Origin of the sequence: Oceanobacter mangrovi (assembly GCF_019740315.1) — a bacterium.
GTDB lineage: Bacteria > Pseudomonadota > Gammaproteobacteria > Pseudomonadales > Oceanobacteraceae > Oceanobacter > Oceanobacter mangrovi.
Window position 1 is genome coordinate 288,249 of sequence record NZ_JAHXZR010000003.1, and the last position, 25,960, is coordinate 314,208.

General features: G+C 55.5%; 22 protein-coding genes. 11 read left to right on the forward strand and 11 right to left on the reverse strand.

Translation table 11 applies throughout. From position 1 onward, the window contains the following. Position 1: 1 nt before the first annotated feature. A complete protein-coding gene (locus K6123_RS08090) occupies positions 2 to 598 on the reverse strand; it encodes an amino acid synthesis family protein (RefSeq protein WP_221796342.1) in 597 nt (198 codons plus the stop codon). A 152-nt stretch (positions 599 to 750) separates the two neighbouring features. On the opposite strand from K6123_RS08090, the gene K6123_RS08095 reads away from it, so the two are divergent. Beyond that, a complete protein-coding gene (locus K6123_RS08095) occupies positions 751 to 1,563 on the forward strand; it encodes a helix-turn-helix domain-containing protein (RefSeq protein ID WP_221796345.1) in 813 nt (270 codons plus the stop codon). 142 nt (positions 1,564 to 1,705) lie between these two features. Here K6123_RS08095 and K6123_RS08100 read toward each other — a convergent pair whose 3' ends face one another. Continuing rightward, complete coding sequence (locus K6123_RS08100) at positions 1,706 to 2,743, reverse strand: LLM class flavin-dependent oxidoreductase (RefSeq protein ID WP_221796348.1); 1,038 nt, start codon at positions 2,741 to 2,743, stop codon at positions 1,706 to 1,708. A gap of 431 nt (positions 2,744 to 3,174) precedes the next feature. Here K6123_RS08100 and K6123_RS08105 point away from each other — a divergent pair, with 431 nt between their 5' ends. The 4 genes from K6123_RS08105 (at position 3,175) to K6123_RS08120 (ending at position 7,822) form a co-directional block, all read left to right on the forward strand. After that, positions 3,175 to 4,431 (forward strand): D-amino acid dehydrogenase, encoded by a 1,257-nt coding sequence (locus K6123_RS08105; protein ID WP_221796351.1) that lies wholly within the window; start codon positions 3,175 to 3,177, stop codon positions 4,429 to 4,431. 178 nt (positions 4,432 to 4,609) lie between these two features. Next, entirely contained in the window at positions 4,610 to 4,990 is a 381-nt protein-coding gene (locus K6123_RS08110; RefSeq protein ID WP_221796353.1) for a RidA family protein, read from the forward strand. A gap of 106 nt (positions 4,991 to 5,096) precedes the next feature. Next, positions 5,097 to 6,185, forward strand: a complete 1,089-nt coding sequence (alr, locus tag K6123_RS08115; protein WP_221796356.1) for an alanine racemase — start codon at positions 5,097 to 5,099, stop codon at positions 6,183 to 6,185. 521 nt (positions 6,186 to 6,706) lie between these two features. Beyond that, positions 6,707 to 7,822, forward strand: a complete 1,116-nt coding sequence (locus K6123_RS08120) for an ABC transporter substrate-binding protein (protein WP_221796359.1) — start codon at positions 6,707 to 6,709, stop codon at positions 7,820 to 7,822. A gap of 154 nt (positions 7,823 to 7,976) precedes the next feature. Here the strand turns inward: K6123_RS08120 and K6123_RS08125 are convergent, their stop codons facing one another. From K6123_RS08125 to K6123_RS08160, 8 genes are all read right to left on the reverse strand, one after another. Continuing rightward, a complete protein-coding gene (locus tag K6123_RS08125; RefSeq protein ID WP_221796361.1) occupies positions 7,977 to 8,843 on the reverse strand; it encodes a heme ABC transporter ATP-binding protein in 867 nt (288 codons plus the stop codon). Beyond that, positions 8,840 to 9,901, reverse strand: coding sequence for a FecCD family ABC transporter permease (locus tag K6123_RS08130; protein WP_221796364.1), 1,062 nt, complete (start codon positions 9,899 to 9,901; stop codon positions 8,840 to 8,842). The genes K6123_RS08125 and K6123_RS08130 overlap by 4 nt, the downstream gene beginning before the upstream one ends. A 10-nt stretch (positions 9,902 to 9,911) precedes the next feature. Next, positions 9,912 to 10,781 (reverse strand): heme/hemin ABC transporter substrate-binding protein, encoded by an 870-nt coding sequence (locus tag K6123_RS08135; RefSeq protein ID WP_221796367.1) that lies wholly within the window; start codon positions 10,779 to 10,781, stop codon positions 9,912 to 9,914. Further along, on the reverse strand, positions 10,778 to 11,890 hold the full coding sequence (locus K6123_RS08140; RefSeq protein WP_221796370.1) for a hemin-degrading factor: 1,113 nt from the start codon (positions 11,888 to 11,890) through the stop codon (positions 10,778 to 10,780). Before K6123_RS08140 ends, K6123_RS08135 begins: the two co-directional genes overlap by 4 nt. 5 nt (positions 11,891 to 11,895) lie before the next feature. Continuing rightward, positions 11,896 to 13,092 (reverse strand): HmuY family protein, encoded by a 1,197-nt coding sequence (locus K6123_RS08145; RefSeq protein WP_221796373.1) that lies wholly within the window; start codon positions 13,090 to 13,092, stop codon positions 11,896 to 11,898. 57 nt (positions 13,093 to 13,149) lie between these two features. Further along, on the reverse strand, positions 13,150 to 15,219 hold the full coding sequence (locus K6123_RS08150) for a TonB-dependent receptor plug domain-containing protein (protein WP_221796376.1): 2,070 nt from the start codon (positions 15,217 to 15,219) through the stop codon (positions 13,150 to 13,152). Between the two features lie 445 nt (positions 15,220 to 15,664). Then, on the reverse strand, positions 15,665 to 16,789 hold the full coding sequence (locus tag K6123_RS08155) for a polyamine ABC transporter substrate-binding protein (RefSeq protein WP_246624682.1): 1,125 nt from the start codon (positions 16,787 to 16,789) through the stop codon (positions 15,665 to 15,667). 231 nt (positions 16,790 to 17,020) lie between these two features. Continuing rightward, on the reverse strand, positions 17,021 to 18,367 hold the full coding sequence (locus K6123_RS08160; RefSeq protein WP_221797033.1) for a glutamine synthetase family protein: 1,347 nt from the start codon (positions 18,365 to 18,367) through the stop codon (positions 17,021 to 17,023). Positions 18,368 to 18,818: 451 nt separating this feature from the next. On the opposite strand from K6123_RS08160, the gene K6123_RS08165 reads away from it, so the two are divergent. The 3 genes from K6123_RS08165 to K6123_RS08175 all read left to right on the forward strand — a co-directional run bounded on the left by K6123_RS08165 (position 18,819) and on the right by K6123_RS08175 (position 21,856). Beyond that, a complete protein-coding gene (locus K6123_RS08165; RefSeq protein ID WP_221796379.1) occupies positions 18,819 to 20,102 on the forward strand; it encodes an NAD(P)/FAD-dependent oxidoreductase in 1,284 nt (427 codons plus the stop codon). Between the two features lie 66 nt (positions 20,103 to 20,168). Continuing rightward, positions 20,169 to 20,834 carry a TetR/AcrR family transcriptional regulator gene (locus K6123_RS08170; RefSeq protein WP_221796382.1) on the forward strand — a complete coding sequence of 222 codons (666 nt, stop codon included), beginning with the start codon at positions 20,169 to 20,171 and terminating at the stop codon, positions 20,832 to 20,834. Positions 20,835 to 20,965: 131 nt separating this feature from the next. Beyond that, on the forward strand, positions 20,966 to 21,856 hold the full coding sequence (locus K6123_RS08175) for a LysR family transcriptional regulator (RefSeq protein WP_221796386.1): 891 nt from the start codon (positions 20,966 to 20,968) through the stop codon (positions 21,854 to 21,856). A 21-nt stretch (positions 21,857 to 21,877) separates the two neighbouring features. Here the strand turns inward: K6123_RS08175 and K6123_RS08180 are convergent, their stop codons facing one another. Continuing rightward, entirely contained in the window at positions 21,878 to 22,468 is a 591-nt protein-coding gene (locus K6123_RS08180) for a helix-turn-helix domain-containing protein (protein WP_221796389.1), read from the reverse strand. Between the two features lie 288 nt (positions 22,469 to 22,756). Between K6123_RS08180 and glnT the strand changes: the two genes are divergently transcribed. The 3 genes from glnT (at position 22,757) to K6123_RS08195 (ending at position 25,940) form a co-directional block, all read left to right on the forward strand. Beyond that, positions 22,757 to 24,106 (forward strand): type III glutamate--ammonia ligase, encoded by a 1,350-nt coding sequence (glnT, locus tag K6123_RS08185; protein ID WP_246624683.1) that lies wholly within the window; start codon positions 22,757 to 22,759, stop codon positions 24,104 to 24,106. Between the two features lie 221 nt (positions 24,107 to 24,327). Beyond that, on the forward strand, positions 24,328 to 25,224 hold the full coding sequence (locus tag K6123_RS08190) for a class II glutamine amidotransferase (protein ID WP_221796393.1): 897 nt from the start codon (positions 24,328 to 24,330) through the stop codon (positions 25,222 to 25,224). A gap of 32 nt (positions 25,225 to 25,256) precedes the next feature. Then, positions 25,257 to 25,940: a GltB/FmdC/FwdC-like GXGXG domain-containing protein gene (locus tag K6123_RS08195; RefSeq protein WP_221796396.1), complete on the forward strand. Its 684-nt coding sequence runs from the start codon at positions 25,257 to 25,259 to the stop codon at positions 25,938 to 25,940. The last annotated feature ends 20 nt before the right edge of the window (positions 25,941 to 25,960 follow it).

The following is a 25,960-nucleotide window of genomic DNA, read 5'->3' on the forward strand; positions in this document are numbered from 1 at the left end:
CTTATTTGGCCAGTTGGGCTTCAGCTTCGAGGTCTTTCAGATCCTGGTAACGGTTACCGATACGTGGGTGCAGACGGCCACCGGTAGCAGCGCCGAGGCAGACCACGATTTCGTTGGCACGCGGCGCGTCTTCAATCGACATTTCCAGGGTGATGTAGTGGGAACGGAAGCCTTCGTCGTCCTTGTGCATCATCGGGATCTGGATCGAAGTGCCCGGGCCACCACGCTTGTTGGTGAACGACAGGTAGCTCTTGGCATTGACGGCGTTGCGGTAGTGGTTACCAAAACGCAGGGTGTGGATCACTGCCGAGGCGTGTTCGATTTCACCTTCGGCACCCACAACGGCGGCTTTGCCATAGGCTTCGATCTGGTCGTGACCACCGATGTAACGGCCGATGTAGTCAACGATCAGGGCGCCCAGCTCGGAGCAATGGTCGCGAATTTCCGGGCTCAGGTCTTCAACAAAACCACGGCCAGCCCATGGGTTGGTGATGATGGCGGCAACGCCCACCATAGTGACCGGCTTGTCAGCCGCCTTGCCACCTTCAATAAAGGTTTCTTCGATAGTGGTAACGATCTTGCGAATTTCAAAGGCCATGTCGGATTCCTGCGTGCTGAGTGAGAGGTCAGAGCGATCGACCGCTTTGTCGGACTCGGTATTATCTTTTGCTCTGTGTTTTGGTATACCATAATACAAAATAATTTTTGAGCAATATTAAAATGCAAATTCAGCACCGGGGAGGTTGAATTATGGCAATCCATTCAGGGGCATCTGATTCCATAAAAGAATATGCAGTTTTGTTACGGCCGGGATTTCGATTAGCGGATCTGGTACGGGTACTGGAGTGGATGGAAGCCCGTAAATCGGTTATTGAAAGCCGTATTAACTGGACAATATGTTCAATCGACGGCGGCCTTGTGCGTGGTAATGACGGCATGTTACTGATGGCGCCCACTGCACTGGAATCTGTCCTGGATAGTCATATTGGCCTGCTGGTGATCAGCGGCGCTGACAACCCTGAATTTGACTACCAGTTGCTGCACAGCCTGCAACAGCGTGGTCGATCACCGCTGTTATGGCTGGGCGCCAGTCTTTACCAGAGCGACTACTACTTGTTTCAGGAATCCGCCTGTCGCGACAAGCTGGATGAAATCATGGTGCGGATCTTTATGGCCGACCTCAGTGTGGAGCAGGGTGATGCTTTACTGGCGCGGCTGGAGGTTGCACCAGTGCGCCTGAGTCTGTGCGATTCCCGCGTCCAGCGGGCATTGGCGATGATGCGACGTGACATTGATCAGCCACTGGATCGTGAGCGAATTTCCCGTGAAGCCTGTGTGTCGGTACGCCAGCTGGAGCGCTTGTTCCAGAAGTATTTTGAGGCCACGCCGGGCAAATATTTCACCCGCATGAAGATGGATTTGGCCCGTACCTGCCTGCAGTTGGGGGACGGTAACGTCACTGACATCGCCTATCGACTCGGTTTCAATTCGGTGTCACATTTTTCCCGCTTGTATAAAACCGAGTTTGGCGTAGCGCCTGGACGGACACCGGTTATCATTTGATAGCCGGTTATACCGAGCAGTCCAGTTATTATCAGCGGATAATAACTGGATAATGCGCCGGTAAAAATAAAAGCCAGCTCAAAAAGGGAATATCCGTTTGGATATTCCCTTTTTTATATGCTGTTTTAAAATGTTTTATGGCTTATGCAAACGCTGGCATAACCTGATTCACAAACAGCTCAAGCGATTTCTTCTTCTCTTCATGGGACAGGCTGTTATCGGCCCAGAAGCTGTATTCGGTTAAGCCGGTGGCTTCATAATACTTCAGACGCTCGATCACGGATTCTGGTGTACCAATAACCAGATTTTCTTTCAGTACCTCAGGTTTTAGAGCATCCATTTCGTCCAGTTCCTGCTCGGAAATCGGCTTGCAGAAACCATTCACCGGAGTCTGGTCATTCTTGGCCCAACCCTGGAAGTGGGCGTACCAGTTACGAATGCCGTCGACACCAATGCGCCAGTCTTCTGGCTGTTCATGAACGAAGGTGTGGCGCAGACACATGACTTTCGGCTGTGGTTTTTCCGGATGCTTGCTGCAGGCGGTGAGGAACTTGTCCATCAGTACGCCAACTTCTTCATCGGACTTGAACAGCGGTGTCACCATCACGTTGCAGTTGTTGGCAACGGCGTAGTCATGGGATTCCTGCTCGCGGGCGGCAACCCAGATTGCCGGACCGCCAGCCTGCAGTGGCTTGGGTACTGATGTCGAAGTCGGGAACTGCCAGTGTTGGCCTTCGTGGGCAACATCGCCCTGCCACAGTTTTGGCAGCAGTGGCACCATTTCACGCAAATGACCGCCACCGTCCTTGGCCGACAGGCCACCGGCCAGGCGGTCGAATTCGCACTGGTAGGCACCGCGGGCGATACCAAATTCCAGACGGCCGTTAGACATGATGTCGACCAGGGCGGCTTCACCGGCCAGCTTGATCGGGTGCCAGAAGGGCGCAATCACGGTTCCCAGACCCAGGCGAATGGTACTGGTCAGCGGTGCCAGGTAGGCCAGAAAGCTCAGCGGGTTAGGGCCAATGGTGAACTCCATCGCATGGTGTTCACCAATCCAGACGGTTTCCATGCCGCCGCGTTCGGCGATCTGAACCAGCTCGACCAACTCGGCCAGCAGTTCCTGATGGGGCTTGTCCGGGCTGTAGCGTTCCATTTGCAGAAACAGGGAAAACTTCATTTTTGCGTCCTTCTTGATCTCGTGACTGATCTTATCCGGTCTCGCAGGTCGTCATAACCCTGCCGCCGAATTAACCTTGTCTGATGGTATACCATAATACGACCAGGCTGGAGCAAGGAAGTTCAGGCTGGCCTCAATGGCCACATTGGCGCTTTTGCCCCTTGTTTGAAGTCACTGATGGGTGAACAAGCTGGTTGACCGGAGCAGGATTATGGCTGTGTGGCAGATTGCTCTGGCTCGCTTTGTCCAGTCTGTCATCGGCTTGGGTTTATCATCTGAAGTGTATTTGTTTTGCAGTTGATTCATCTGCTTTTGTCTTAAAAACAAAGTCTTTTCCTATAGTGATTTTACTAAAATTGAAAAATATAAAGCGCTGAGTAAGTACTTGCTTATCAGTGTGTCAATGATTCTTTGAATGAGAGAAAGACAGCATGAAAATTCTGGTATTGGGTGGTGGTGTGCTGGGCGTGTCGTCTGCCTGGTATCTGGCAAAGTCTGGTCATGAAGTGACTGTGGTTGAGCGCCAGCCAGGTGTGGCTGACGAAACCAGCTATGGCAATGCCGGCATGTTGTCTTACGGCTACACGGTGCCATGGGCGGCACCGGGTGTACCTTTCAAGGCGATCAAATGGATGCTGCAGGATCTGGCTCCGATTCTGGTGAGCAAGTCGGCGTTTAACGCCCACACCGCTGGCTGGATGATGAAGATGCTGGGTCAGTGCACTGAAGATGCCTACCGCGTCAACAAAAACCGCATGCTGCGTATTTCTGAATACAGCCGCATTTGTATGGATCGTCTGACCAGCGAACTGGAGCTCGACTTCGACCACCGCAACAAGGGTACGGTTGAACTGTTCCGTGACCAGCAGAAGATGGATTCCATTGGTGCTGACCTGGCGTCGCTGCGTGAATGTGGTGTTGAGCACGAAGTGATCGACCACGCGACCTGTATCCAGTACGAACCAGCGCTGGCCAATGTCTCCGAAAAATTCGTTGGTGGTCTGCTGTTCCCGAAAGACGGTACTGGCGACTGCCGCAAGTTCACCCAGCACCTGGCAGAGTACTGCAAGCAGATTGGCGTTAAATTTGAGTTCGGCACTGAAATCAAGGCACTGGAAACCCGTGATAACGAAATCCAGTCAGTGGTGACTTCCAAAGGCAAGATGCAGGCAGATGCCTACGTACTGTGTATGGGCAGCTATTCACCAATGCTGGTGAAACCACTGGGTATCAACCTGCCGATCTACCCGATGAAAGGCTACTCACTGACACTGCCGATCATCGACGAAAGCAAGGCACCTCAGTCTACCGTGATGGACGAAGCCTATAAGGTAGCGGTAACCCGGTTCGACGACCGCATCCGTGTGGGTGGTACCGCCGAAATCGCTTCTTTCGACCTGAGCCTGAAATCTGAGCGTCGCAAGCCAACTGAATTTGTGGTGAGCGATCTTTTCCCGGGTGCTGGGGATCTGGAGAATGCTGAATTCTGGTGTGGCCTGCGGCCGATGACACCGGATTCCGTGCCCGTGATTGGCAAGTCTCCGGTGAAGAAACTCTACATGAACACCGGCCACGGCACCCTCGGCTGGACCATGTCGCAGGGTTCTGCGAAGTTGCTGGCGGATATCGTTAACGAGCAGGAAACCGAAGTCAGCACCGAGGGTATGTCGGTTTCCCGTTACCTGTAAGGTTTTGCGTCGGGTTGCCTCGCGGCACAAGATTGCAGGCATGGGTCATGCGCCGTTGGGCGCGGCCCAACCTACGGTATCTGTAGGATGGGTTATGCCCATCCAACGCCAGGCGTAACGACAACGAACACCTAAAAAACCAATTACAACATTTACCCATATTTTGGCAGAGGTATTTATGAGCAAGACAATCATCAACACCGACAAGGCTCCAGCAGCAATTGGCACCTACTCCCAGGCGGTTAAAGTGGGCGATCTGGTATTTGTTTCCGGTCAGATCCCTTTGAATCCGGCCACCATGGAAATGGTTACCGAGTCTTTCGAAGCCCAGGCTGTACAGGTGTTCGAAAACCTCAAGGCGATTGCTGAAGCTTCCGGTGGTTCTCTGGCATCTGCTGCCAAGCTGACCATTCTGCTGTCTGACATGAGCTTCTTCCCACAGGTAAATGAAGTGATGTCCCGTTACTTCGACGAGCCATACCCAGCTCGTGCTGCGTTCGCAGTCAAAGCCCTGCCAAAAGATGCCGACATCGAAGTCGAAGCTGTTCTGGCGCTGTAATTTGCCGGTTTGATCGCAGCCACAGTAACCGCCCGGTTGCTGTGGCTGCGGTTGTGATTGATAGTCTTGGTCTGCCCGTCCGGGTAGCGTGTGGAGAATCCGTTTTATGTCCCGTCCTGCGGTTGCCAGAATTCATCTGGATAACATCGTTGCCAACTATTTGCTGGCCAAATCTGTCTGCCCGGCGGCTACCCAGGCACTGGCAGTGGTCAAGGCTGATGCCTACGGGCATGGTGCTGTAGTGGTTGCCAAAGCCCTGGCCGAGCACGTACCTGCGTTTGCCGTTGCCTGTATCGAAGAAGCGTTGGAACTGCGCGCGGCGGGCATCGACAAGCCAATCGTACTGCTGGAAGGTTTTTTCACACCGGACGAACTGCCGATTATGGCGGAACAGAATTTCTGGACCGCAGTGCACAGCCAGTTCCAGATCGAACAGATTGCCGCAGCTGAGCTGAAAGCACCGATCCCGGTATGGGTGAAAGTGGATTCCGGTATGCACCGTCTGGGCTTTGCGCCGGAACTGGCCGGTCAGGCCTGCAAGGATCTGCAAGCGCTGGATAACGTGGCGTCCGTCACCATGATGACCCACTTTGCCAACGCTGACGTTACCGACCCTGCCGGTATCGACGTTGAACAACAGATGAAACGGGTGGCGCTGGCTGCCGAAGGTCTGGATATCGGCTTCAGTGTGGCCAACTCAGCGGCACTGCTGACGGCACCACAAACCCGTCTCGACTGGGTCCGTCCTGGCATCATTCTGTACGGATCTTCACCGCTGGATCAGCAGACCACCGAGTCGCTGCAGCTGAAGCCAGGCATGACGCTGGAAACCAAAGTGATCGCCACCCGGGTGGTTGAACCTGGTGAGAGCGTTGGTTACGGCAGCCGTTTTGTCGCCGACAAGCCAACTCTGGTGGGTACAATCGCCATGGGATACGCCGACGGTTATCCACGCCAGGCGGTTGAAGGTACGCCGGTTGCGGTTGATGGCAAAATGACCCGGGTGATCGGTCGTGTCTCAATGGACATGATGACCGTTGACCTTACTGGCATCGAAGGTGCCGGTGTTGGCAGCCGGGTTGAACTGTGGGGAGAGCAGGTGGATGCCAACCTGGTAGCCGCTCATTGCGACACCATCTCCTACCATCTGTTTACTGGTGTCACCCGTCGGGTGCCACGTGATTACAACAGCTGAGCAGGGACAAGCTGATCTGGGGCTGACATTTGTCGGGACATGTCCCGACCCTACACAAATGTGATGCAAGCTCCGGGGCGTAGGGTCCAGGCATACCCGCACAAGTTGGGGTAAATCCGACGCAAAAAATCAAAAAGGCGGCCATTCAAACGGTCGCCTTTTTTATTCGTCGCAAGATGGTGCCGACGGCTGAACAGAGCGGACAATTTTTAGTCACTTATTCAATAGCCTGAAATGGAGCGGTAGCGCGTCAGCCCAGCATTCATCAAGTAATTTTTCAGGAACTGGTTCATACGTTCGTTTCGAACACCTGTCCTATTTCCTGAGAGGTATATATCCTCCGCGCCCTTGGTAGAAAACTGTACCTATTCAGTTGAAAACCCAAGTTTCTTACAGGCGGCGTCAGACCGCTTATTTACAAAAACCACCGTCACTTTCCCACCGATCCCGTGTGAATCAATGGCTTGCTGTGGCAGGCAGAGGAAAGCCGAGTGGTTTGTTCTTACGGAGTACTTACTGCTATGAAAACCACACTGAAGCTGGCTTGCGCCAGTCTTTTGGCTGCCTGCTGCTTGCCGGCAAGTGCCGCTACCGACGTTCCGGTTTTGAAAATCCTCAATTGGAACGACTACATTGCACCGGAAGTCATCAAGGCTTTTGAACAGGAAAAAGGGGTTCGGATTGAATACACCGAATACACCAACCTGGATGAATTTGCCGATAAATTTATCAATCCGGAAAACCATTTTGACCTGATTTTCCCACCGTCCCGTATCGTTAATTCGCTGGCTGAAAAGCAGCTGATTCGTGATCTCGACAACAGCCGTATTGCCGCCATGCAGGATCTGCGGCCGGACATCGTGAACGAATACGCTTTGCAGGACGCGGGTGCGCCATCCGGCGTTCCTTATATGTGGGGTACGACCGGACTGGGCGTTAACGTTGCCGAGTTGCAAAAGCTGGGACTGGCGGAATACAAGGATTCCTGGTCGCTGCTGTTTGATCCCAAGGTTCGTGCCAAGGCTGCCCAGTGTGGTATTGGCCTGCTGAACGAACGTGACGAGCTGTTCGCCGGAGCGTTGGCCTATCTGGGTTATTCCATCAACTCGCTGAAGCGGGAAGAACTGGAACGGGCGGGTGAGCTGCTGAAGGAAACCGTCGCCGATGTGAACTACCTGGCGACTACCCAATCCCGTGAAGACCTGGCTAACAAGAAGATCTGTGTGTCGGTTGGCTACTCAGGTGATTTGCTGTTGGCTGCCGGTGATGATCCGCAACTGGCGTATTTTATTCCGCGTGAAGGTAATGCCCTGTGGATTGACGCCATGGCCATTCCGACGACTGCCCAGTCACCGGATCTGGCTTACGACTTCATCAACTACTTGATGCAACCGAAAATGGCGGCGGCCAACTCCAACTATCTGGAATACCCGAACCCAATGGCCAGCTCTGCCCAGTACGTTAACCCGGATATCCTCAACAACGATGTGATTTACCCATCCGTTGCCTCGCTGACCAAAATGGAAGCGCTGGCGCCACGGGATCGTAAAACCACCCGTATCATGCACCGGCTGTGGGTGACTGCGTTGTGTAGCCGGGGTGAATGGTGTTCAGTACCGCTGTCCTCCAACTTCTGACCTCAAGCTTCTCTGATTGCAGACTGCTGATGTCGGATTACTGGACGGATGACTGAATGACGGATTAAGGGATCAATCATGTACGACAGGGACGTCGCCAAAGCCCGGTTATCGCAAGCTAACCGGGCTTTGTTGTTATCAGAAGAGCTGTTTTTTACTGGCACCAGAGCTGATTGCTGTTGGCGTAACGACGGGCCAGATCGGCTGGCAGGTCGTAGGCCAGGGCCAGCAGTCGTGGGTCATTGAGGCCTTCGCGGCCGCCGAGGTAAGCCACCTTTCCCTGTTTCAGAATCAGCACCTTGTCGGCCCAGCTGGCTGCCAGGGCAATGTCGTGCATGACGGCAATAACACCAACCCCGGCAGCGGCAAAGCGATTTACAGCATTCATAATGCTGTGCTGATGCGCTGGATCGAGAGCGGAAGTGCATTCATCGAGTAATAACAGATGGCTGCGGTCCGGGTTGTTGCGCTGTGGCTGATCCAGCGCCTGCCAGATCTGCACCAGTACCCGTGCCAGCTGCACGCGTTGTTGTTCGCCACCGGACAAGCCCGGATAACGGCGATCCCGCAGGTGCCAGCATTCGGTCAGCTGCATGGCCTGCCGTTGCCATTCGAGGCTGGTCTGTTCGTCGGCAAATGGGGTGCGGCCAATGGCGACGACTTCATGAACCCTGAACGGAAACAGCATGTCGGTATGCTGTGGCATAACGGCTATTCGTTGTGCCCGCTGGCTGCTGGACAGATGTTGCAACGGCTGGCGACCAAACTCCATATGGCCGCGGTAATCACCAATCTCACCGGACAGGCATTTCAGCAAGGTCGACTTGCCTGCGCCATTCGGGCCAAGAATTGCCAGCCGTTCACCGCCAGCCAGCGCCAGGCTGACCTGCTGCAGCAGTTTGGCTCCATGACGTTCGACGTTCAGGTTGGCGACTGTTAGCAGGGCTGGCGGGACTGCTGTCTGTCGGATCAAATGGCTGTCCGGTGGTGGGCAAGACAACAAGGGTGTGGCTGTGTTCATCCCATTCTCCCGCGTACCTGGTGTAATAACATCGACAAAAACAACGGGCCGCCGATCAGTGCCATCAGTAGCCCGACCGGCAAGTCCTGCGGCGCGATCAGGTTGCGGGCGAGGGTATCTGCGAGCAGCAGCAGCAGGCCACCGGCCAACGCCGACATCGGCAATAGCAGCCGGTGATCCGGGCCAACCAGCAGTCGCAGCAGGTGTGGAACCACCAGACCGATAAAACCAATCACCCCGGCGACCGCTACCCCGGCCCCGACCATCAGGGCCGCAGCGGCCAGCAACCAGCGCTTGCAAGCCTGAACATCCAGCCCCAGATGACCGGCCACCTGTTCGCCCAGCAGCATGGCGTTGAGCGCCCGGCCGTAGCGTAAACAGAGCAACAGTGGTAACAGGATCAGGCCGCTCAATGCAGCGACTTCCGGCCAGCGGCCCCAGGCCAGGCTGCCCATCGACCAGAAGGTCATGCTGCGCAGTTGCTGGTCATCGGCCAGATACGTCAGTACCCCGGTGGCGGCGCCGGTAAGTACATTGATCGCGACCCCGGCCAGCAGCAACATGGCGACCTGGGTTTCTCCCCGCCAGGTGCCAAGCCGGTACATCAGCCAGGTGACCAGCAGGCCACCCGCAAAGGCTGCCAGCGGTAGTGCCAGTGGGCCGGTCAGACTGGCCCAATGCAGCAGCCAGCTGTCAGACAACACGATCACCGCTACGGCTGCCAGCGCCGCACCACTGGCAACGCCAATCAGTCCGGGGTCGGCCAGCGGGTTGCGAAAGACGCCCTGGGTCAGCACTCCGGCGACCGCCAGTCCGGCCCCAATCAGCAGTGCCAGCAGCACTCGTGGCAAACGCAATTCCCGGATAATCCAGTCGTTGGCTCCGTCGAGCGGCTGCGCCTGTAATAACCCGGCGATGGCGCTGAACACCTGAGCGGCAGATATCTTTACTGGCCCCCAACACAGGGCTGTTAGCACCATCGCCAGCAGGCCACTGCAGAGCAGCAGCCAGACCCCGGCGCGTCGGAGGGAATCATTAGCTGGACGGCTGAGCGACATGATGATTCCGTTAGTGACTGGCGGCAGTTTGTTGTGGCGGATACCAGATCAGGTCGACCAGCTGGTCAATGGCCTGTGGCAGGCGTGGTCCAAAACCCAGCATCAGACTGACGTCCACGGCAAACACCCGGTTGTGCTGCTGTGCCGGCGTCATCGCCAGTGTCTCAATGATTTGTGATCCGGCGTCTGGTTGGGTGTGGCCAACAATCACCACGTCGGGAGCCGCCTGAATCGCGCCTTCCGGACTCAGTGGCTTGTAGCCCTGATAGTTCACCGCGTTGCTGGCCTGTACCAGTTGCAGCATGGCGCTGGCCTGGGTGCCCTGACCGGCAGCCATCAGTCCACGGTTACCGGCGCCCAGCAAAAACAGCGCGCTGGGAGCCGGCCGTGCGGGAATGCGTGCCAGCGCTTGTTGTGCCTGGCGCTGAATCTGCTGTTGCAGCACGGCTCCGCGCTGGCTTTGGTGCAGTGCTCTGGCGATCACCTCGACCTTGTTCAGTACGCCCGCCAGGCTATATTCCCGAGGCGTTCGGACAATCGTCACTCCGGCCTGCTGCAACTGTTCGAAGACGTTGGCAGGGCCAGCGTCTTCGCTGGCGAGGATCAGGTCCGGCTGCAGTGACAGAATGCCTTCGACTGACAGCTGGCGCATGTAACCAACCTGCGGCAACTGCTGGGCTGCTGCCGGGTAACGGCTGGTGGTGTCGACACCAACCAGCTGTTGTTGCTGGTCGAGTGCGTAGACGATTTCAGTGATGGAGCCGTCGATACTGATGACGCGTTGGGGCTGATCATGGGTTGCCGCTCTGGCAGTCAGTGGCAACAGTGCCAGCAGGCTGCTGCAGACCATCAGCAGCCTCAGCACTCGTTGGTTTTTCATGCTGATTGCTCCTCGGTGCTGTCAAGACGATAGCGGCTGGCCAGCTTCTGCAGCAGGGTGCGCCATTGTTGTCGTTCCGCTTCACCGTTCTGGCGTTGGCCAAACAGCAACGCCAGTTGCTGACCATGGCTGTCGTAGGCTTCCAGCGAACTGATGATGCCGTCACTGGTGGGTTTGCGAACCAGCCAGAGCGAGGCGATCTGGTCGGTGCTGGCGTGCAGGTTGAAGTCTCCGTCAAGAATATTGAACCAGGGCCCCAGCCGTTTGAGGTTATGCAGCGGGCCGGTGTGGATCTGAATACAACCGCGGTTGCCAACAAACACCATGATCGGCTGGCCGCTTTCGCGGGCACTTTCCAGGGCTTGTTCAAAGGCACTGGTGGCGAGCGGCACGGCATATTCTTCACCGATCACCTGATAGGCCGGAACTCGTGCAAGCTGGTGTTTTTTCAGCATCGCCTGGAAATGATGGACGTCCTTGAGGTTTTGCCAGTCCTGCAACAGCGCCGCACTGTCGAGCCCGGCCGGGCTCGTCAGCAAGGATTCTTCGGCGCTGCTGGTGGTGACCAGCGAAGTGAGCTGATCGCCCGCACGAAACTGCTCAACCAGTTGCTGCCACTGCTGCATATCGGTGTTGTCGCGGGCATAAACCTTGTGCACCGCAGTGCCGCTGGCGTCAAAGAACTGCAGGCTGCGGCGGGGTGCTGCCGGGGTGTTGTTGATGACTTCAAAACCGAACACGAAGTGGTTAAGGAACAGCCGCAGGTCAATGGTGCCGAGTGCCAGCCCCATCTGGTGCTCGACCGGGCCATGCAGGGTCAGGTCTTTGAACTGGCCGGTTTTCTCATGAACCATGGCGTCATTGCGGGTCAGCACCATGACTTCACCGACCGCTTCGAGCTGTTTCATCAGTGGGCCAAATGGCCCTTGCAGCAGAGTCACTTGCTGTTGCTGGTCATCACCGGCACTGATCTGGCTGGCCAGCAGCTCGGCTTCGCTGACGCCGAGCAGGTTGGCGGCATCACGAATGCGCAGTTTTGGCTGTTCATCAACCAGTTTGAGCCAGGCTTGCGCCAGTGGGAGTTCACTGAGGTTAATGGATGGGTTCATAAGGATTACTCCGTGGCCAGTGAGCGGAAGCGCAGTTCCGGGCTGCCGGAATCGCCGAGGCTGTAGTAGTCGCTGATTTGCAGGGCGATCTGGTCACTGCTGTCATCGCTGCTGTCGAGGTCGATCAGGTAGGTACGGAAGTTGGGCCACAGCAAATGTGAACTGGTCAGGTTGTATTCCCACCAGCTTTGCTCCGAGAACAGACCGGTGCTGCTGTCGGTGCTGTAGTGGCCGGAGATATCCGTGCTGTCGACCAAGGTAGCGCTGGTGTATTCGGCCAGCTCGGTGCTGTCGATGGGGCCAAACACAGCGGCACTGCCATCGCCATAGACGCCACCGTTGGTCCAGATATTCACCGCGTGGCTGCTGGCGTTGTACTCGTACATCCATTCCCAGTCGTCGCTGCTGTCACAGTCAACCGCGGCGCTACTGTCCAGATCGAGACAGATCAGGGTGCTGTCAGAGCTGCTGGCATCGTCGGCAAAGGTGGCGCTGAAGCTGTATTCCGTCTCGGCGAATTGCACGGTGTCGGCGGCCTGGGTGATATAGCTCAGCGAGATGCCAGTGGAGCCAACCGCCGTGATATAGACCCGGCTGTAAGTGGCGGCATCGGCATGACGTACCAGGTAGCCGACGCTGGTGTCGGCACTGATGGTGTGGGTGGTGAAATCGTACGCATACCAGTCGGTGGTGGCAGGTTCATAGGCATCGGCCTGATAGCTCAGGCTGCTGGTGTCATATACCACGCTGAGGGCGGCAGCTTCGGTATCGGCGTCGGCATTGGTGAATACCGAGGCAATGGCGTTGCCGTCGTCGTCGTAGAATTCATCCTGGGCATCTGCCAGCGCTGCCTGGACGTTACCCGGGCCGGAATCACCGCCGTTGAGTTTGACGTTGTAGCGCTGCAGGGCGATATCCCACTCAGTGGAGGATGCCGCTTCTTCGTCGCTGAGGTCGAGGACGGTTCCGGCGCTCAGGTCGATGTACTTCCAGCTGGAGTAGCTGGCGGAGTTGACCTGCAGCGTGGTGTAGTCGCTTTCAGTGTCTGTCGAAGTATCGGTGTCGGTATCCGTTGAGGTATCGGAGGCACTGTCGGTGCTGTCAGAATCACTGTCCGATCCGCAGCCGGTCAGAGCCAGGGTTGCCAGCAAGGCCAGTAGCAGGACGTTAGGTTCCGTGGTCAGGTTTACACGCGTTTTCATGGTGGTCTGGCTCCTCTATGTGATGGTTATTGCTGTTGTTGGTTGTGGCTGGTTGGCTTAATAGCGCAGGTCAAATCCGGCGTAGATATAGCGCCCCTGGGTGGGACGGCGGTCATAGCTGTCATCACCTTCACGAACACTGTCGGTGAGGTTTTTGATGCCGGTGAACCAGCGTTGCTGGTGGCTGTACCAGAAACTGGTCAGGCTGGCAGTCAGGTCCCATTGCCAATAGCCCGGAGAGCGCTCGGTGGTACGATCATCGGTGTTCACCGAGGAATAAAAGCTGCCTTGATATTCCGTCATCAGATTGAGGCTGAGACTGGCGGTCGGGTCCCACAGCCAGGCAATTTTGGCTTGCTGGCGGGAGCGATTGGGCAGTGGCAAATCTGCGCCCAGGTTCCAGGCATCGAGATAGCTGAAGGAAGCCCGCTGTTGCAGGTATCGGTTGAAACGCCACTGGGACGACAGCTCAAAGCCGCGAGTGCGGGCCCGATCAATATTGGCGTATTGGTAAATTACGACGTAGCTGCCATTGGAGGTATCGACGTCGCCACTGTCGACGGCTTCAATCAGGTCGCCAATACGGTTCTGGAACGCCGACATCTCGACGTGCCAGCGCTGCTGGTCGCTGAGTGAAATGGATAGTTGGGTACTGCGCGATTGTTCTGGTTGCAGATCGGGGTTGCCGATCACCTTGTAGCCATAAATGCTGTGATCGAATTCGTAATAGCGTTCTTTCAGGTTACCGACCCGATAGCCCATTCCCAGACTCTGGCGGGTTTGCAGTTGCCAGCCGTTGTTCAGGGGCCAGCTTTGGCGGCTGCTGAGCGTGGGGGCGAGATGGTTGCCAAAGTCGCTGTCGCGTTGTAGCCGCAGTCCCAGGCCAAGATCAAACTCCTGGTCGCCGTGTTTGAAAGACAGGGTCGACTGACTGAAAACATCGGTGCTGCTGCGATTGCCTGCGACTTCGCCAGAACTCAGTTCCAGCAAATCGTCGCCGATATCCGTATAGGTGACGCTGTCGGTGACGACGACACCATCAGAGCCATCATCCTCATCGGTGGCGTAGTCGGCGAGGTCGCCCAGCTTGAGTTGGCGTTTATGCTGGGTGATGTCCTCATGGAAATATTCGATTCCGGCAACCAGGTTCAGGGTTGGCCCCCTGGACAGGCTCAACAGATCATCCAGCGAAGCCCATTCGAGACTGGCTTTCTGCTGGCGGTAATGCGCCTTACGTTCTAACAAGCCTGCCAGAATGCTGCTGTCGCGATTGCGTTGCAGGGTGGCATCCTGTTGTTGCTCGGCCAGCAGCGCTAATGACCAACGGCCACTGTTGGTATTCTGATGGCTGCTCAGATCAAGGCGGCGACGAACCAGATCTTCGTGTTTATTGACGGTTTCGCTCAGGCGCTGTTGTAAATCTTCCAGATAGTGCTGAAAACCAACACGAACACCGCCGTTGTCAAGCCGATTGCTGTTCCAGTCATAGCCGATGCTGGCGCCAGAATTGGTTTTACTGCCGCCAAAGCCGTTGGAGGCATAGGTATCCGGGTTAAAGTCTGTTTCGGAGCTGCGGCGCTGGTCGCTGCTGATCTGGCCATTCCAGCCACCCCATTGCCCTGCGGCGCTGGCGAGATAATGGCGTTGTGGGGCCAGGCCGTCGCTGAGTTCATCATCGCCATAGCTGCCGAACTCGCCCAGCAATCGCAGCCGGGAGGGATCTTCGTTGGTAATAATGTTAACAACCCCGCCCATGGCGGCACTGCCATACAGCGACGACGTGGCACCGGGCACAATTTCAATGCGATCGACATCCAGTGCAGACAGCTGCGTCACGTCTACGGTGGAGCCGGTTGTCGCTGAGACGGGCTGGCCATTCACCAGTACCAATACCCGATCTCCGTTAAAGCCTTGCAGCTGAACTTCCTTGCCGGTCTTGCCATGAATCTCACGTAGTTGCAGGCCAGGTACCAGTCGCAGGGCTTCAGCAAGATCACGGCTTTGCATCCGTTCGATGGTGTCGCTGTCGAGTATCTGGGTACGCATGGTGGTATCCGCGAGCGGTTGCGGCACCCGGCTGGCTGTGACAACCATGGTTTCGATGTGAATAGGGTTCCCGTCGACCATTGACGTTGTCCCGGCCTGGACTTGGGTCAGGCTGGTTACGAGCAAGGTTCCGGCGTACAGCTGCCAAGGTTTAAGCACTCACAACCCCATATTTGTAAATGATAATTGTTATTATTTAAATGGCATTGGTTGTCTTGTGTCAATGAAAATAATTCTTATTTGATAGGGTTGTCATTTTTTGTGGGCGGGAAGAATGACCAGCGACTGATGGGAGGGGGGAGATACATCTGGATTTCGGCGCAAGCGGCTGCTGCAGAGGCGGTACGGGAATACTGATATGTGAAGCCCGGGTGTTGGAGGACGGGTGTTGGAAGACGGATGTTCGGGATAACGGTGGATTCAAGCTGATCCGGAGCGGTGAACAGGAAGTTCACAGCCATAAAAAAGCCACCGCAAGCGGTGGCAACACGAGAATGCCGACGTCCGTCGACATGACTGGAACTGTTTAACGACCGGTTTTGATATCCGACCAGGTGCGGTTACGGACGCGGGCGATTTTTGGATCTTCCTCATCAGAGACGAACAGCTTGTCCATCACATCGTCTGTTGGGTAAATCGCCGGGTCTGAGGTAATTTCCTCATCCACCATGTCTTTGGAAGCCGGCGTTGGGTTGGCGTACCAGACATAGTTGGTAATGTCGGCGATCACATCCGGGCGCAGCAGGTAGTTGATGAATTTGTGGGCCGCTTCCGGGTGTTTGGCATCGGCCGGGATCATCAGCATGTCGAACCAGACTTCTGAACCTTCTTTCGGGATCACGTAGGAAACCTCGACGCCGTTATCCGCTTCTTCAGCGTTGGCGGCAGCCTGGAATACGTCACCGGAGAAACCGACCGCGACGCAGATATCACCGTTGGCAAGGTCACTGATGTAGCCGGACGAGGTGAACTGTTTGACGTATGGGCGTACCGCTCGCAAAGTGTTGGAAGCAAGACTGTCGTCCTTGAATTCCTTGACCGATTTGGTGTTCGGATCAATGCCCTTGTAGAGCATGGTGAACGGATACATTTCATCGGAGGAGTCGAGGAAGGTAACTCCGCACTTGGCCAGCTTCTTCATGTTTTCCGGTTCAAATACCACCGCCCAGCTGTCGATCGGCGTGTCTTCACCGAGTGCTTCGGCGACCAGTGCCGGGTTGTAGCCCAGCCCGGTGGTACCCCACAGATAAGGTACGCCGTACTGGTTGCCCGGGTCTTTTTTGGCCAGTCGTGACATCAGGCCCGGATCAAGATTCTTGAGGTTCGGCAGTTGCTTTTTATCCAGCTGGCGGAAGATGCCGGCCTTGATCTGCAGTGCCATAAAGTTGGAGGTTGGCACCACCAGGTCGAAGCCGGTGTTACCCGCCAGCAGCTTGCCTTCAAGGGCTTCGTTGCTGTCGTAAACGTCGTAGTTGACCTTGATGCCGAACTCTTTTTCAAAGTTGGCGATGGTTTCTTCACCGATGTAGTCAGACCAGTTGTAGAAGTTGAGAACCGCTTCTTCAGCATGGGTAACCGGAGCAACAACTGCGGCAGTCATCAGGGCAGTTGCAGCGAGTTTCTTTATCTGTGGAAAGATGCTTGTAGTCATGTTGCTTGCCTTCATGTGAGTGTCGTCGGCCGGGTACTGCTTGCACACCAGCCGGATTTCCATGGCCCTGAGGGACCTGTTGCTTGCAGCTGGCAATCATCGACTGCAACAGCCGGTTACCAGCGGGTCTGGGCGGTGAGCGAAGACCCAAAACCGGTTTTGCAGGCCGAACGAAACCCCTGCCACCTTGCGGTGGCAGTTGCAAAACCAGGGTGGAGCGGGATTAAACGCTTATACGTTCATCAGCAGGAACTCACGTTCCCAGGAGCTGATAACACGGTTAAAGGTTTCGAACTCGGCGCGTTTGACGCCGATATAGGCTTTGACGAAATGCGGGCCAATCACTTCCTGCAATTCTTCACAGTCTTCCAGCAGCCGCAGGGCTTCTTCGAGCGTGCGGGATACTTCGACGGTGTCGCCTTCTTCGGCCGCCAGACCATCGGTCGGCGAGCTTGGTTTGATCTTCATCTTCATACCCAGATAACCGCAAGCCAGACTGGCAGCAATGGCCAGATAAGGGTTGGTATCTGCGCCGGGGAAGCGGTTTTCGATACGGGTCGCACGCAGCGGCGCGTGTGGTGCACGCAAACCGGCAGTGCGGTTATCGATGCCCCACTTGAAGTTCACCGGTGCGGCGTTCTCAGGCACAAACCGACGATAGGAGTTGACGTTCGGGGCGTAGAACGGAATCGCCGCCGGAGTAAAACGCTGCAGACCACCCATATAGTGGTAGAAGGCGTCGGAGAACTCGCCTTCCTGCTGGCCGGCAAAAATATTCTCGCCAGTGGTAACGTCGACCAGACTCTGGTGCAGGTGCATCGAGCTGCCCGGTTCGTTTTTCATCGGCTTGGCCATAAACGTGGCGTACATATCGTGCTTCAGCGCCACTTCACGCAGTGTGCGTTTGAATACGAACACCTGGTCGGCCAGGCTGAGGGCATCGCCGTGGAGGAAGTTAATCTCCATCTGTGCCGCACCGGATTCGTGAATCAGGGTATCAACGTCCAGCCCCAGCACTTCACAGTAGGCATAGAGGGTGTCGATTACCGGATTGAATTCGTTGGCAGCGTCGATGCTGTAGGACTGGCGAGCGCTTTCACGACGGCCAGAACGCCCGGTGGCTGGCTTCAGCTCATAGTCCGGGTCGATGTTTTTCTGCACCAGATAGAACTCTACTTCCGGTGCAATGATCGGCTTCAGGCCTTCGTCTTCGTACAGCTTCAATACCCGACGCAGTACGGCTCGGCTCGACAGCGGATGCGGAATACCGCTGGGTGCATAACAGTCGTTGATCACCAGCGCGGTTGGCTCGTCGGCCCAGGGCACAATTCGCATGGTGCTGGGGTCGGGCGACAGAATCATGTCGCGGTCGTTGGAGTCGACCAGTTCATAGTGGTTGGCAGCCCAGTCGCCGGTAACCGTCTGCACCAGCAGGGTTTCGGGGATCTTGCCGCCATTTTCCGCCAGGAATTTGCGGGTAGGGTAAAACTTGCCTCGGGCATTCCCGGTCATGTCCGGGAAAGTGGATTCCACTTCAGTAATGCCATTTTCATTCAGAAAGCTCTCAACGGCTTCCAACATAAATCACCTGTTTAGTTTGCATGGGTCACGAGCCGGGCTGGCGCGCTGGTTTCAGCTGATCCGTATAGGCCATGGAATTATAGGCCCTGACAGGCTGTTGATTGTCTATCTGCGTTGCCCTGTTTTTTTACTCCAGGTGCCTCGAAAACAAAAATCAACGGCCTGTCACACGCTCAGAGAAACATGACTCGGTTTCTGGCCCTTGCTGAGGGAGTCTCTTGTGAGACTCTTTGCAAAGACCAAAACCGAAGCATGATTCGGTTTTTAAGTTAATCACAGTCCCGATAAAGGTCAATATAAAACGCACTGATTTGCTCAAATTGACCACCTTGTTCATACTTAAAAACCGAACTATCATTCGGTTTTATGAAATCTCAAAGACTGTTTGAGGGTTGTTGGTTTGATCAAGTTTGAATCTTTTGGCGTTTAACGCTGTGGAGGGTGCCGCATGACCGCTAACCAGGCTGACGCTTCTTATTACCAGGCGACGGCTAAAAATCCGCTTCAATATGAATCCCTGCAGGGTGACGTTGAAGCCGATGTTTGTATTGTCGGCGGTGGTTACACCGGTTTGTCGGCGGCGCTGCATCTGGCTCAACAAGGTTATTCAGTGGTGCTGCTGGAAGCTGAAACCATGGGCTTTGGAGCGTCCGGCCGTAATGGCGGCCAGGTCTGCCAGGGTCATAACATGGAGCATGCCGAGCTGGTTAAAAAGGTGGGGCAGACCAATGCTGATTGGTTGTGGCAGATGTCGCTGGAGTCTGTCGAGCTGGTGCGCGAGCTGATCGAACAGCATCAGATTGACTGTGATCTCAAGCAGGGCGTGATGCACGTGGCGGCGAAATCGGCCCACAATCATCACCTGCAGGAAGCTGTGGACTACAAGCAAAAGGTGCTGGGTTACGAAGATGTGCAGTACGTCGAACCAGCACAGGTACAGCAGATGCTGGGCACCGACAAATACTTCGCTGGCGAGTGGTTTACCAAAGCGCTGCATTTGCATCCGCTTAACTATGCGCTGGGGCTGGCAGCGGCAGCCACCAAGGCCGGTGCCAGGCTCTACCAGCACAGCCGGGTGACGGGTTACAGCACCGGAGCCAAACCGCAGGTTCGTTGTGAGCAGGGGCGGGTCAATTGCCAATATGTACTGTTGGCCTGCAATGGTTATCTGGGTTCACTGGAACGCCGGGTGGCGGGCAAGATAATGCCGATCAACAACTTTATCCTCGCCACTGAACCGCTGTCAGACGAGCTGTGCCAGCAGATCAACCGTGAAGATCTGGCCATTGCCGATTCCCGCTTTGTGATCAACTACTTCCGCATTTCCGGTGATAACCGGCTGTTGTGGGGCGGTGGCGAAAACTACAGCTCGCGCTTTCCTGACGACATTCCAGCCTTTGTACGTCAGTACATGCTGCAGTTTTATCCGCAACTGGCAGACGTCAAAATCGACTACGGCTGGGGCGGCACACTGGCCATTACGCTTAACCGCATGCCGCATTTCGAGCGGGTTGATCAGTCCTTATTTGTGGCGCAGGGCTATTCCGGTCATGGTGTCGCGCTGGCGACCCTTGGCGGCAAACTGATGGCGGAAGCCATTGCCGGTTCCGCCGAACGCTTTGATGTCTTCGCCAAAGTACCCACGCCGACCTTCCCGGGCGGCACCTTGCTGCGTTGGCCGGGGCTGGTGGCGGGCATGTTGTACTACTCTATGCGGGATCGCTTCTTCTGAATAAAATTGACACGGGAGAGCACAAGCCTGACTCTCTCGTTTTTATTTTAGTGGACCCGCACTGATATGACCGATGCCCCTGACAGCAAACAGGCCTCACCGCGACTGCGGCAGGACCTGCAACCGCGTAACGAGCCAGTGCAGGGGCGCTCAATCAAACGGTCTCAACAGATTCTCGACGTCACCGGTGAACTGCTGGAGCGGCTCGGCATGGATGACCTCACCACCAATATCATTGCCCGCGAAGTGGGCATCTCGGTGGGATCGCTGTATCACTACTTCCCCAATAAACACGCCATTCTGTACGCCATGGGGCAACGCTGGCTGGAAGAAATCTCCGCCATGCTGGCTGAAGTTGAAGCCTTGCCAGTGGAAAGCTACAGCATCGAAGAACTGGTGGAGCAGCTCACCGCCGCCAACCTGCGGGCCTACAAGCGCCAGAAAGCGGTATTAACCCTGGTGCAGGCGATGTTTGCAGTACCGGAATTACGTGAGCTGGATGAACAGCATGATGAAATCGTCATTCGCTTTATGGCCAAGCTGTTCAAACGCATCGGCATTAACCGCCATATCAAGGAACGCGAACGGATCGGCCGCTTTGTGCTGGAGGTAAGCCACGCCGTCTATCTGGTGATCGTGAACCAGAATCCCAACCGGGCTTCCCGTACCCTCGAAGACCTGCGTTTCATGCTGGTGAATGTGCTGCAGCGGCATCTGGAGCCGTCGGCGTAACTTCGTTCACCTCCAGGGTTGATGGGCATGGCCCATCCTACAAAGCCATGTCCGATCCGTAGGTTGGGCCGTGCCCAACGCTCCGGCGTAGAGTTTGAGCTATGATGCCGACAAGCCACCGGAGCCTGTTTATGACTGCCAAACAACTACGTGCCTTTCTTGCCGTTGCCCGCACGCTCAGTTTTGCGGAAGCCAGTACCCAGGTGTTTTTGTCCCAGCCAGCCTTGAGTCTGGCGATCAAAAGCCTGGAAGACTCACTGGGTGGCAAGTTGCTGATCCGTACCACCCGGTCGGTCAAACTGACGCCGGAAGGGGAGGCGCTGGTGCCTATCGCCAGCCGTTTAATGGCCGAGTGGGATAACGCCCAGGAGCAGCTCCAGAAACGTTTTGCCCTGCAGATGGGCCAGGTGGCGGTGGCGGCGATGCCGTCGTTTGCCTCCAGCCTGCTGCCACTGGCGCTCAAGGCTTACCGCGACCGTTTCCCACAGATTCGTATTGAAGTGCACGATGTGATTGCCGAACAGGTGGTCGGTATGGTGCGCTCCGGGCGCATTGAGGTGGGCGTTTCGCTGATTCCGGAAGGCGCGCATGATCTCGATTTCACGCCCTTGTTCGATGACGAATACGTTGCTGTATTGCCCGCCGCTTCGCCGCTGTTGCAAGGCCAGCCGACCTTTCTGTGCTGGGATCAGTTACTGACGCAGGACTTTATTGCGCTGCAGCGGCCATCCGTTGTTCGCCTGATGCTCGAACGCCAGTTAGCCGAGCAGGGTAATACCCTCAACGTAGTGTTCGATGCCCATCAGCTGGCAACGGTCGGACGAATGGTGGCAACCGGATTGGGTATCAGTGTGGTGCCTTCTTTATGCAAACAACAGATGGAAGAGATGGGAGCCGTGTGTGTGCCGGTGACTGAACCAAAAATTATTGGTTCGGTGGGCATCCTGACCCGTAAGGGCCAGGAATTGTCGGTAGCCGCGCAGGCGCTGGTCGACGTGCTGGTGGAGACACTGGCGAGCTGACGCCCGTATCAGCAAAGACGGTTACTCTTCGCCGTAGTGAATGATCGACAGCAGCTGCAATGGTACTTCGATCAGTTTTTCCGGCCCATGCGGGGTTTCGGCATCAAAGGTCAGGCTGTCGCCAGGGCCCATCTCATACAAATGGTTGCCGTGACGGTAAACCAGACTGCCTTTTAACAGATAAATGAACTCTTCACCGGGATGCGAGAAGGTCGGGAAAACTTCCGACAGGTCATCCATGGTGATCAGGAAGGGTTCAAAGTTGCGCTTGCCACCGCGCTGATAGGTCAGCAGCTGGTAGGTGTGACCTTTATCGGTGCCACGCCGTACCACTTCGAGGCCTTCACCAGATTTGGTGAAGTGCGCGCCACCGTCCGGCCGGTCGTAGTCATTGAACAGTTTTGAGATCGGCAGGCCAATCGCGGTGCACAGTCGTGACAGGGTTTCCAGGCTGGTGGAAACCTGGGCGTTTTCAATCTTGCTGACCATTCCCTGGCTGATACCGGATATTCGTGCGACGTCGGTGATTTTCAGACCTTCTTCCAGGCGGGCCTTTTTGACCTTCATGGCGATGTACTGGTCCAGATTGAAGCGGTCGTCGTTCTCACTCATCGGTATTTCTCCTTTTATGCCCAACCCTGGTGCTCTTTTGAAGCTTTGTGTTCTTTTGTGATGCGCTGATATGTCGATCACGTTATCTGAAAATGGTTGAAACAGGTTTCTCAGAAGGAAAATTTCTTAACCAACTATAGGGAAATCAAGGGTTTGAGCGCAATTTGAAAAAAATATTCCTTTCAGGAAAGTGCTGGCACGCGAGTTGCTATGACTAAAAAGAAAATAAATTTCCTATTGAGAAACTCTGGCTAATGGGTACACTGGCCAGCACTTGAGGAGTTAGGTATGGCAAGTTCGACCATGACACTGAGCGAAGCAGAAAAGTTTTTGGTAGATAACGACATTAAGTACGTACTGGCACAGTTCGTCGATATTCATGGTGTCGCCAAAACCAAATCTGTTCCGGCAGCGCACCTGAAGAGTGTGGTAGAAAGCGGCGCTGGTTTTGCGGGCTTCGCTGTTTGGGGTCTGGGTATGGCACCACATGGTCCAGATTTCCTGGCTCGTGGTGATCTGGACAGCATCAGCATCGTACCGTGGCAGCCGGGTTATGCCCGTGTCGCCTGTGACGGTTACGTTAATGGTGCGCCGCATCCATACGACAGCCGTGTGGTACTGAAGAAGCAGCTGGCCCGTCTGGATGCCAAGGGCTGGACCCTGAATACCGGTCTGGAACCTGAGTTTTACCTGTTCACTCGTAACGCCGATGGTTCACTGGGTTCGGTTGATGAAACCGATAACCTGGCCAAGCCTTGCTACGACTACAAAGGCCTGTCTCGTTCCCGTGCGTTCCTGGAAAAGTTTGTTGAAAGTCTGCAAGCCGTCGATATGGACGTTTATCAGATCGACCACGAAGACGCCAACGGCCAGTTTGAAATCAACTACACCTACAGCGATGCCCTGACCTCTGCCGACCGTTTCACCTTTGTTCGTATGGCAGCGGGCGAGATCGCTAACGAAATGGGCATGATCTGCTCCTTTATGCCAAAGCCTGCCGCCAACCGTACCGGTAACGGCATGCACTTCCACCTGTCGATTGCGGATGAAAACGGCAAGAACCTGTTTGGTGATGACAGCGACAAGTACGGCATGGGTCTGTCCAAACTGGCTTACCACTTCACTGCCGGTTTGTTGCATCACGCCAAGGCACTGTGTGCTATCGCAGCGCCAACCGTGAACTCCTACAAACGCCTGGTTGTTGGTGGTTCTGCTTCCGGTTCAACCTGGGCACCAGCCTACATCTGTTACGGCGACAACAACCGTTCGGCAATGGTACGTATTCCTTACGGTCGTCTGGAATTCCGCCTGCCAGACTCCGGCTGTAACCCATATCTGGTGCACGCCGCCATTATCGCCGCTGGTATGGACGGTGTTGAGCGTGAACTGGAGCCGGGTGAGCCACTGAACGAAAACCTCTACACCATGAGCGCGGCACAGCGTGATGAATTGGGCGTGGAAATCCTGCCACAGAACCTGGGTGCCGCTATCGACGCGCTGGAAGCCGATACCGTGCTGACCAACGCCATTGGCAAGGAAGTGATGGGTGAATTTATCAAGCTGAAGCGTGATGAGTGGATTGATTACTGCCGTCATGTATCCAGCTGGGAAGTGGAGCGTTACAGCGAGTTTTTCTAAGCGCTTCGACTGGCTCCCACGCTCTGCGTGGTAGCCCTGTGGATTCGGTTACCACGCTCGCGTGGTAACCAGAAATCCCCTGGCTGAACAGGCCAGACACCTGACCAAAAATAACCGCTGCTTTTATTTCGATAAGTGCAGCTCGGCTTCGCTCGGCCTGAATGCCGTTATCGAAGCTTTTTTAAAACATATTTTGACTCCGAATTAACGAGGAAAACGCCATGTGTGGAATCGTTGGTCTTTACCTGAAAAATCCGGCTCTGGAGAGCCAGCTGGGTGCCTTGTTTGAACCCATGCTGATCGCCATGACTGACCGTGGCCCGGACAGTGCCGGTTTTGCAATCTATGGCGACGAAGTGGCCGACGGCACCAAACTGACCCTGCGTCACGAAGACGTTAACTACGACTGGGAAGCGCTGGCAGAAGCGGCTCGCGCCGAACTGAACGCTGAAGTCAGCTGGTTCCAGAACGCCACCGTGGCGGTTTTCAAAATGCATTGTGATGCAGCGACTGCGACTGCCTTCATTGAAGCCAAGGCGCCAGAAGTACTGATCCTGAGTGCTGGTCACTCCATCGAAATCCTCAAGGAAGTGGGTCTGCCAGAACAGATCGCTGGCACCTTCAACCTGAAAGGCATGAAGGGTACTCACATCATTGGCCACACCCGTATGGCGACAGAATCTGCTGTCACCATGGCTGGTTCACACCCGTTCTCCACCGGTGAGGACCTGTGTCTGGTACACAACGGTTCGCTGTCCAACCACAACCGTCTGCGTCTGGAACTGAAGCGCGAAGGCATTCACTTCGAAACCGAAAACGACTCCGAAGTTGGCGCTGGTTATCTGATGTACCGCCTGCAACAGGGCGACACCCTGACCCAGGCGCTGGAAAACGCACTGAAGAACCTCGACGGCTTCTTCACCTTCACCATCGGTACCCGTGACGGTTTTGCCGTAGTGCGTGACCCGATCGCCTGTAAGCCAGCGGTACTGGCAGAAACCGAAGACTACGTTGCCATGGCATCTGAGTATCAGGCGCTGACCACTCTGCCAGGCATTGAAAACGCCAAGGTATGGGAACCGGAAGCAGCAAAAATCTACGTTTGGGAACGCAGCTGATCCCAGGCTGAATAAAGAGAGAGGTAGAAACGATGAAAACTCTGGATTTGGCAACCACATCACTGCGCGAAATCAATCAGGCGCTGCATGACCAGGCCAAGGAATGTACCGAGCGTGAGTGGAAAATCACTGGCGCCAAAGGTGACCACAACATCGCTTGTGGTCTGGACGCCGCGTTGAGCGTCGATATTGAAGGTCATGCCGGTTACTACTGCGCTGGCATGAACAAAAAAGCCCACGTGGTGATCCACGGTAACGCCGGTCAGGGCGTGGCTGAAAACATGATGTCTGGCACCGTGCGCGTTAAAGGCCAGGCTTCCCAGTCTGCTGGTGCCACGGCTCACGGTGGTCTGCTGGTGATCGAAGGCGACGCCGGTGCCCGTTGTGGTATTTCCATGAAAGGTGTGGAAATCGTGGTTGGCGGCAGCGTTGGTCACATGAGCTGCTTCATGGGTCAGGCTGGTGCACTGGTGGTTTGTGGTGACGCTGGTGATGCGCTGGGCGACTCCCTCTACGAAACCAAAATCTTTGTGAAAGGCAGTGTTTCTTCTCTGGGTGCTGACTGCATCGAGAAGGAAATGCGTCAGGAACATCTGGATTACCTGGCTGACCTGCTCAACCGTGCAGGCATCGACGAGGACCCAGCCAGCTTCAAGCGTTATGGCTCAGCCCGTCAGCTGTACAACTTCAAAGTCGACAACGTTAGCGCTTACTGATTACGCAGATACGAGGATAT

Coding starts and splice junctions, on each gene's coding strand:
- K6123_RS08120 (WP_221796359.1), top strand. CDS start 6,707: ATGAAAACCACACTGAAGCTGGCTTGCGCCAGTCTTTTGGCTGCCTGC.
- glnT (WP_246624683.1), top strand. CDS start 22,757: ATGGCAAGTTCGACCATGACACTGAGCGAAGCAGAAAAGTTTTTGGTA.
- K6123_RS08090 (WP_221796342.1), bottom strand. CDS start 598: ATGGCCTTTGAAATTCGCAAGATCGTTACCACTATCGAAGAAACCTTT.
- K6123_RS08170 (WP_221796382.1), top strand. CDS start 20,169: ATGACCGATGCCCCTGACAGCAAACAGGCCTCACCGCGACTGCGGCAG.
- K6123_RS08190 (WP_221796393.1), top strand. CDS start 24,328: ATGTGTGGAATCGTTGGTCTTTACCTGAAAAATCCGGCTCTGGAGAGC.
- K6123_RS08110 (WP_221796353.1), top strand. CDS start 4,610: ATGAGCAAGACAATCATCAACACCGACAAGGCTCCAGCAGCAATTGGC.
- alr (WP_221796356.1), top strand. CDS start 5,097: ATGTCCCGTCCTGCGGTTGCCAGAATTCATCTGGATAACATCGTTGCC.
- K6123_RS08140 (WP_221796370.1), bottom strand. CDS start 11,890: ATGAACCCATCCATTAACCTCAGTGAACTCCCACTGGCGCAAGCCTGG.
- K6123_RS08135 (WP_221796367.1), bottom strand. CDS start 10,781: ATGAAAAACCAACGAGTGCTGAGGCTGCTGATGGTCTGCAGCAGCCTG.
- K6123_RS08175 (WP_221796386.1), top strand. CDS start 20,966: ATGACTGCCAAACAACTACGTGCCTTTCTTGCCGTTGCCCGCACGCTC.
- K6123_RS08165 (WP_221796379.1), top strand. CDS start 18,819: ATGACCGCTAACCAGGCTGACGCTTCTTATTACCAGGCGACGGCTAAA.
- K6123_RS08095 (WP_221796345.1), top strand. CDS start 751: ATGGCAATCCATTCAGGGGCATCTGATTCCATAAAAGAATATGCAGTT.
- K6123_RS08180 (WP_221796389.1), bottom strand. CDS start 22,468: ATGAGTGAGAACGACGACCGCTTCAATCTGGACCAGTACATCGCCATG.
- K6123_RS08105 (WP_221796351.1), top strand. CDS start 3,175: ATGAAAATTCTGGTATTGGGTGGTGGTGTGCTGGGCGTGTCGTCTGCC.
- K6123_RS08100 (WP_221796348.1), bottom strand. CDS start 2,743: ATGAAGTTTTCCCTGTTTCTGCAAATGGAACGCTACAGCCCGGACAAG.
- K6123_RS08130 (WP_221796364.1), bottom strand. CDS start 9,901: ATGTCGCTCAGCCGTCCAGCTAATGATTCCCTCCGACGCGCCGGGGTC.
- K6123_RS08195 (WP_221796396.1), top strand. CDS start 25,257: ATGAAAACTCTGGATTTGGCAACCACATCACTGCGCGAAATCAATCAG.
- K6123_RS08125 (WP_221796361.1), bottom strand. CDS start 8,843: ATGAACACAGCCACACCCTTGTTGTCTTGCCCACCACCGGACAGCCAT.
- K6123_RS08155 (WP_246624682.1), bottom strand. CDS start 16,789: ATGACTACAAGCATCTTTCCACAGATAAAGAAACTCGCTGCAACTGCC.
- K6123_RS08145 (WP_221796373.1), bottom strand. CDS start 13,092: ATGAAAACGCGTGTAAACCTGACCACGGAACCTAACGTCCTGCTACTG.
- K6123_RS08150 (WP_221796376.1), bottom strand. CDS start 15,219: ATGGTCGACGGGAACCCTATTCACATCGAAACCATGGTTGTCACAGCC.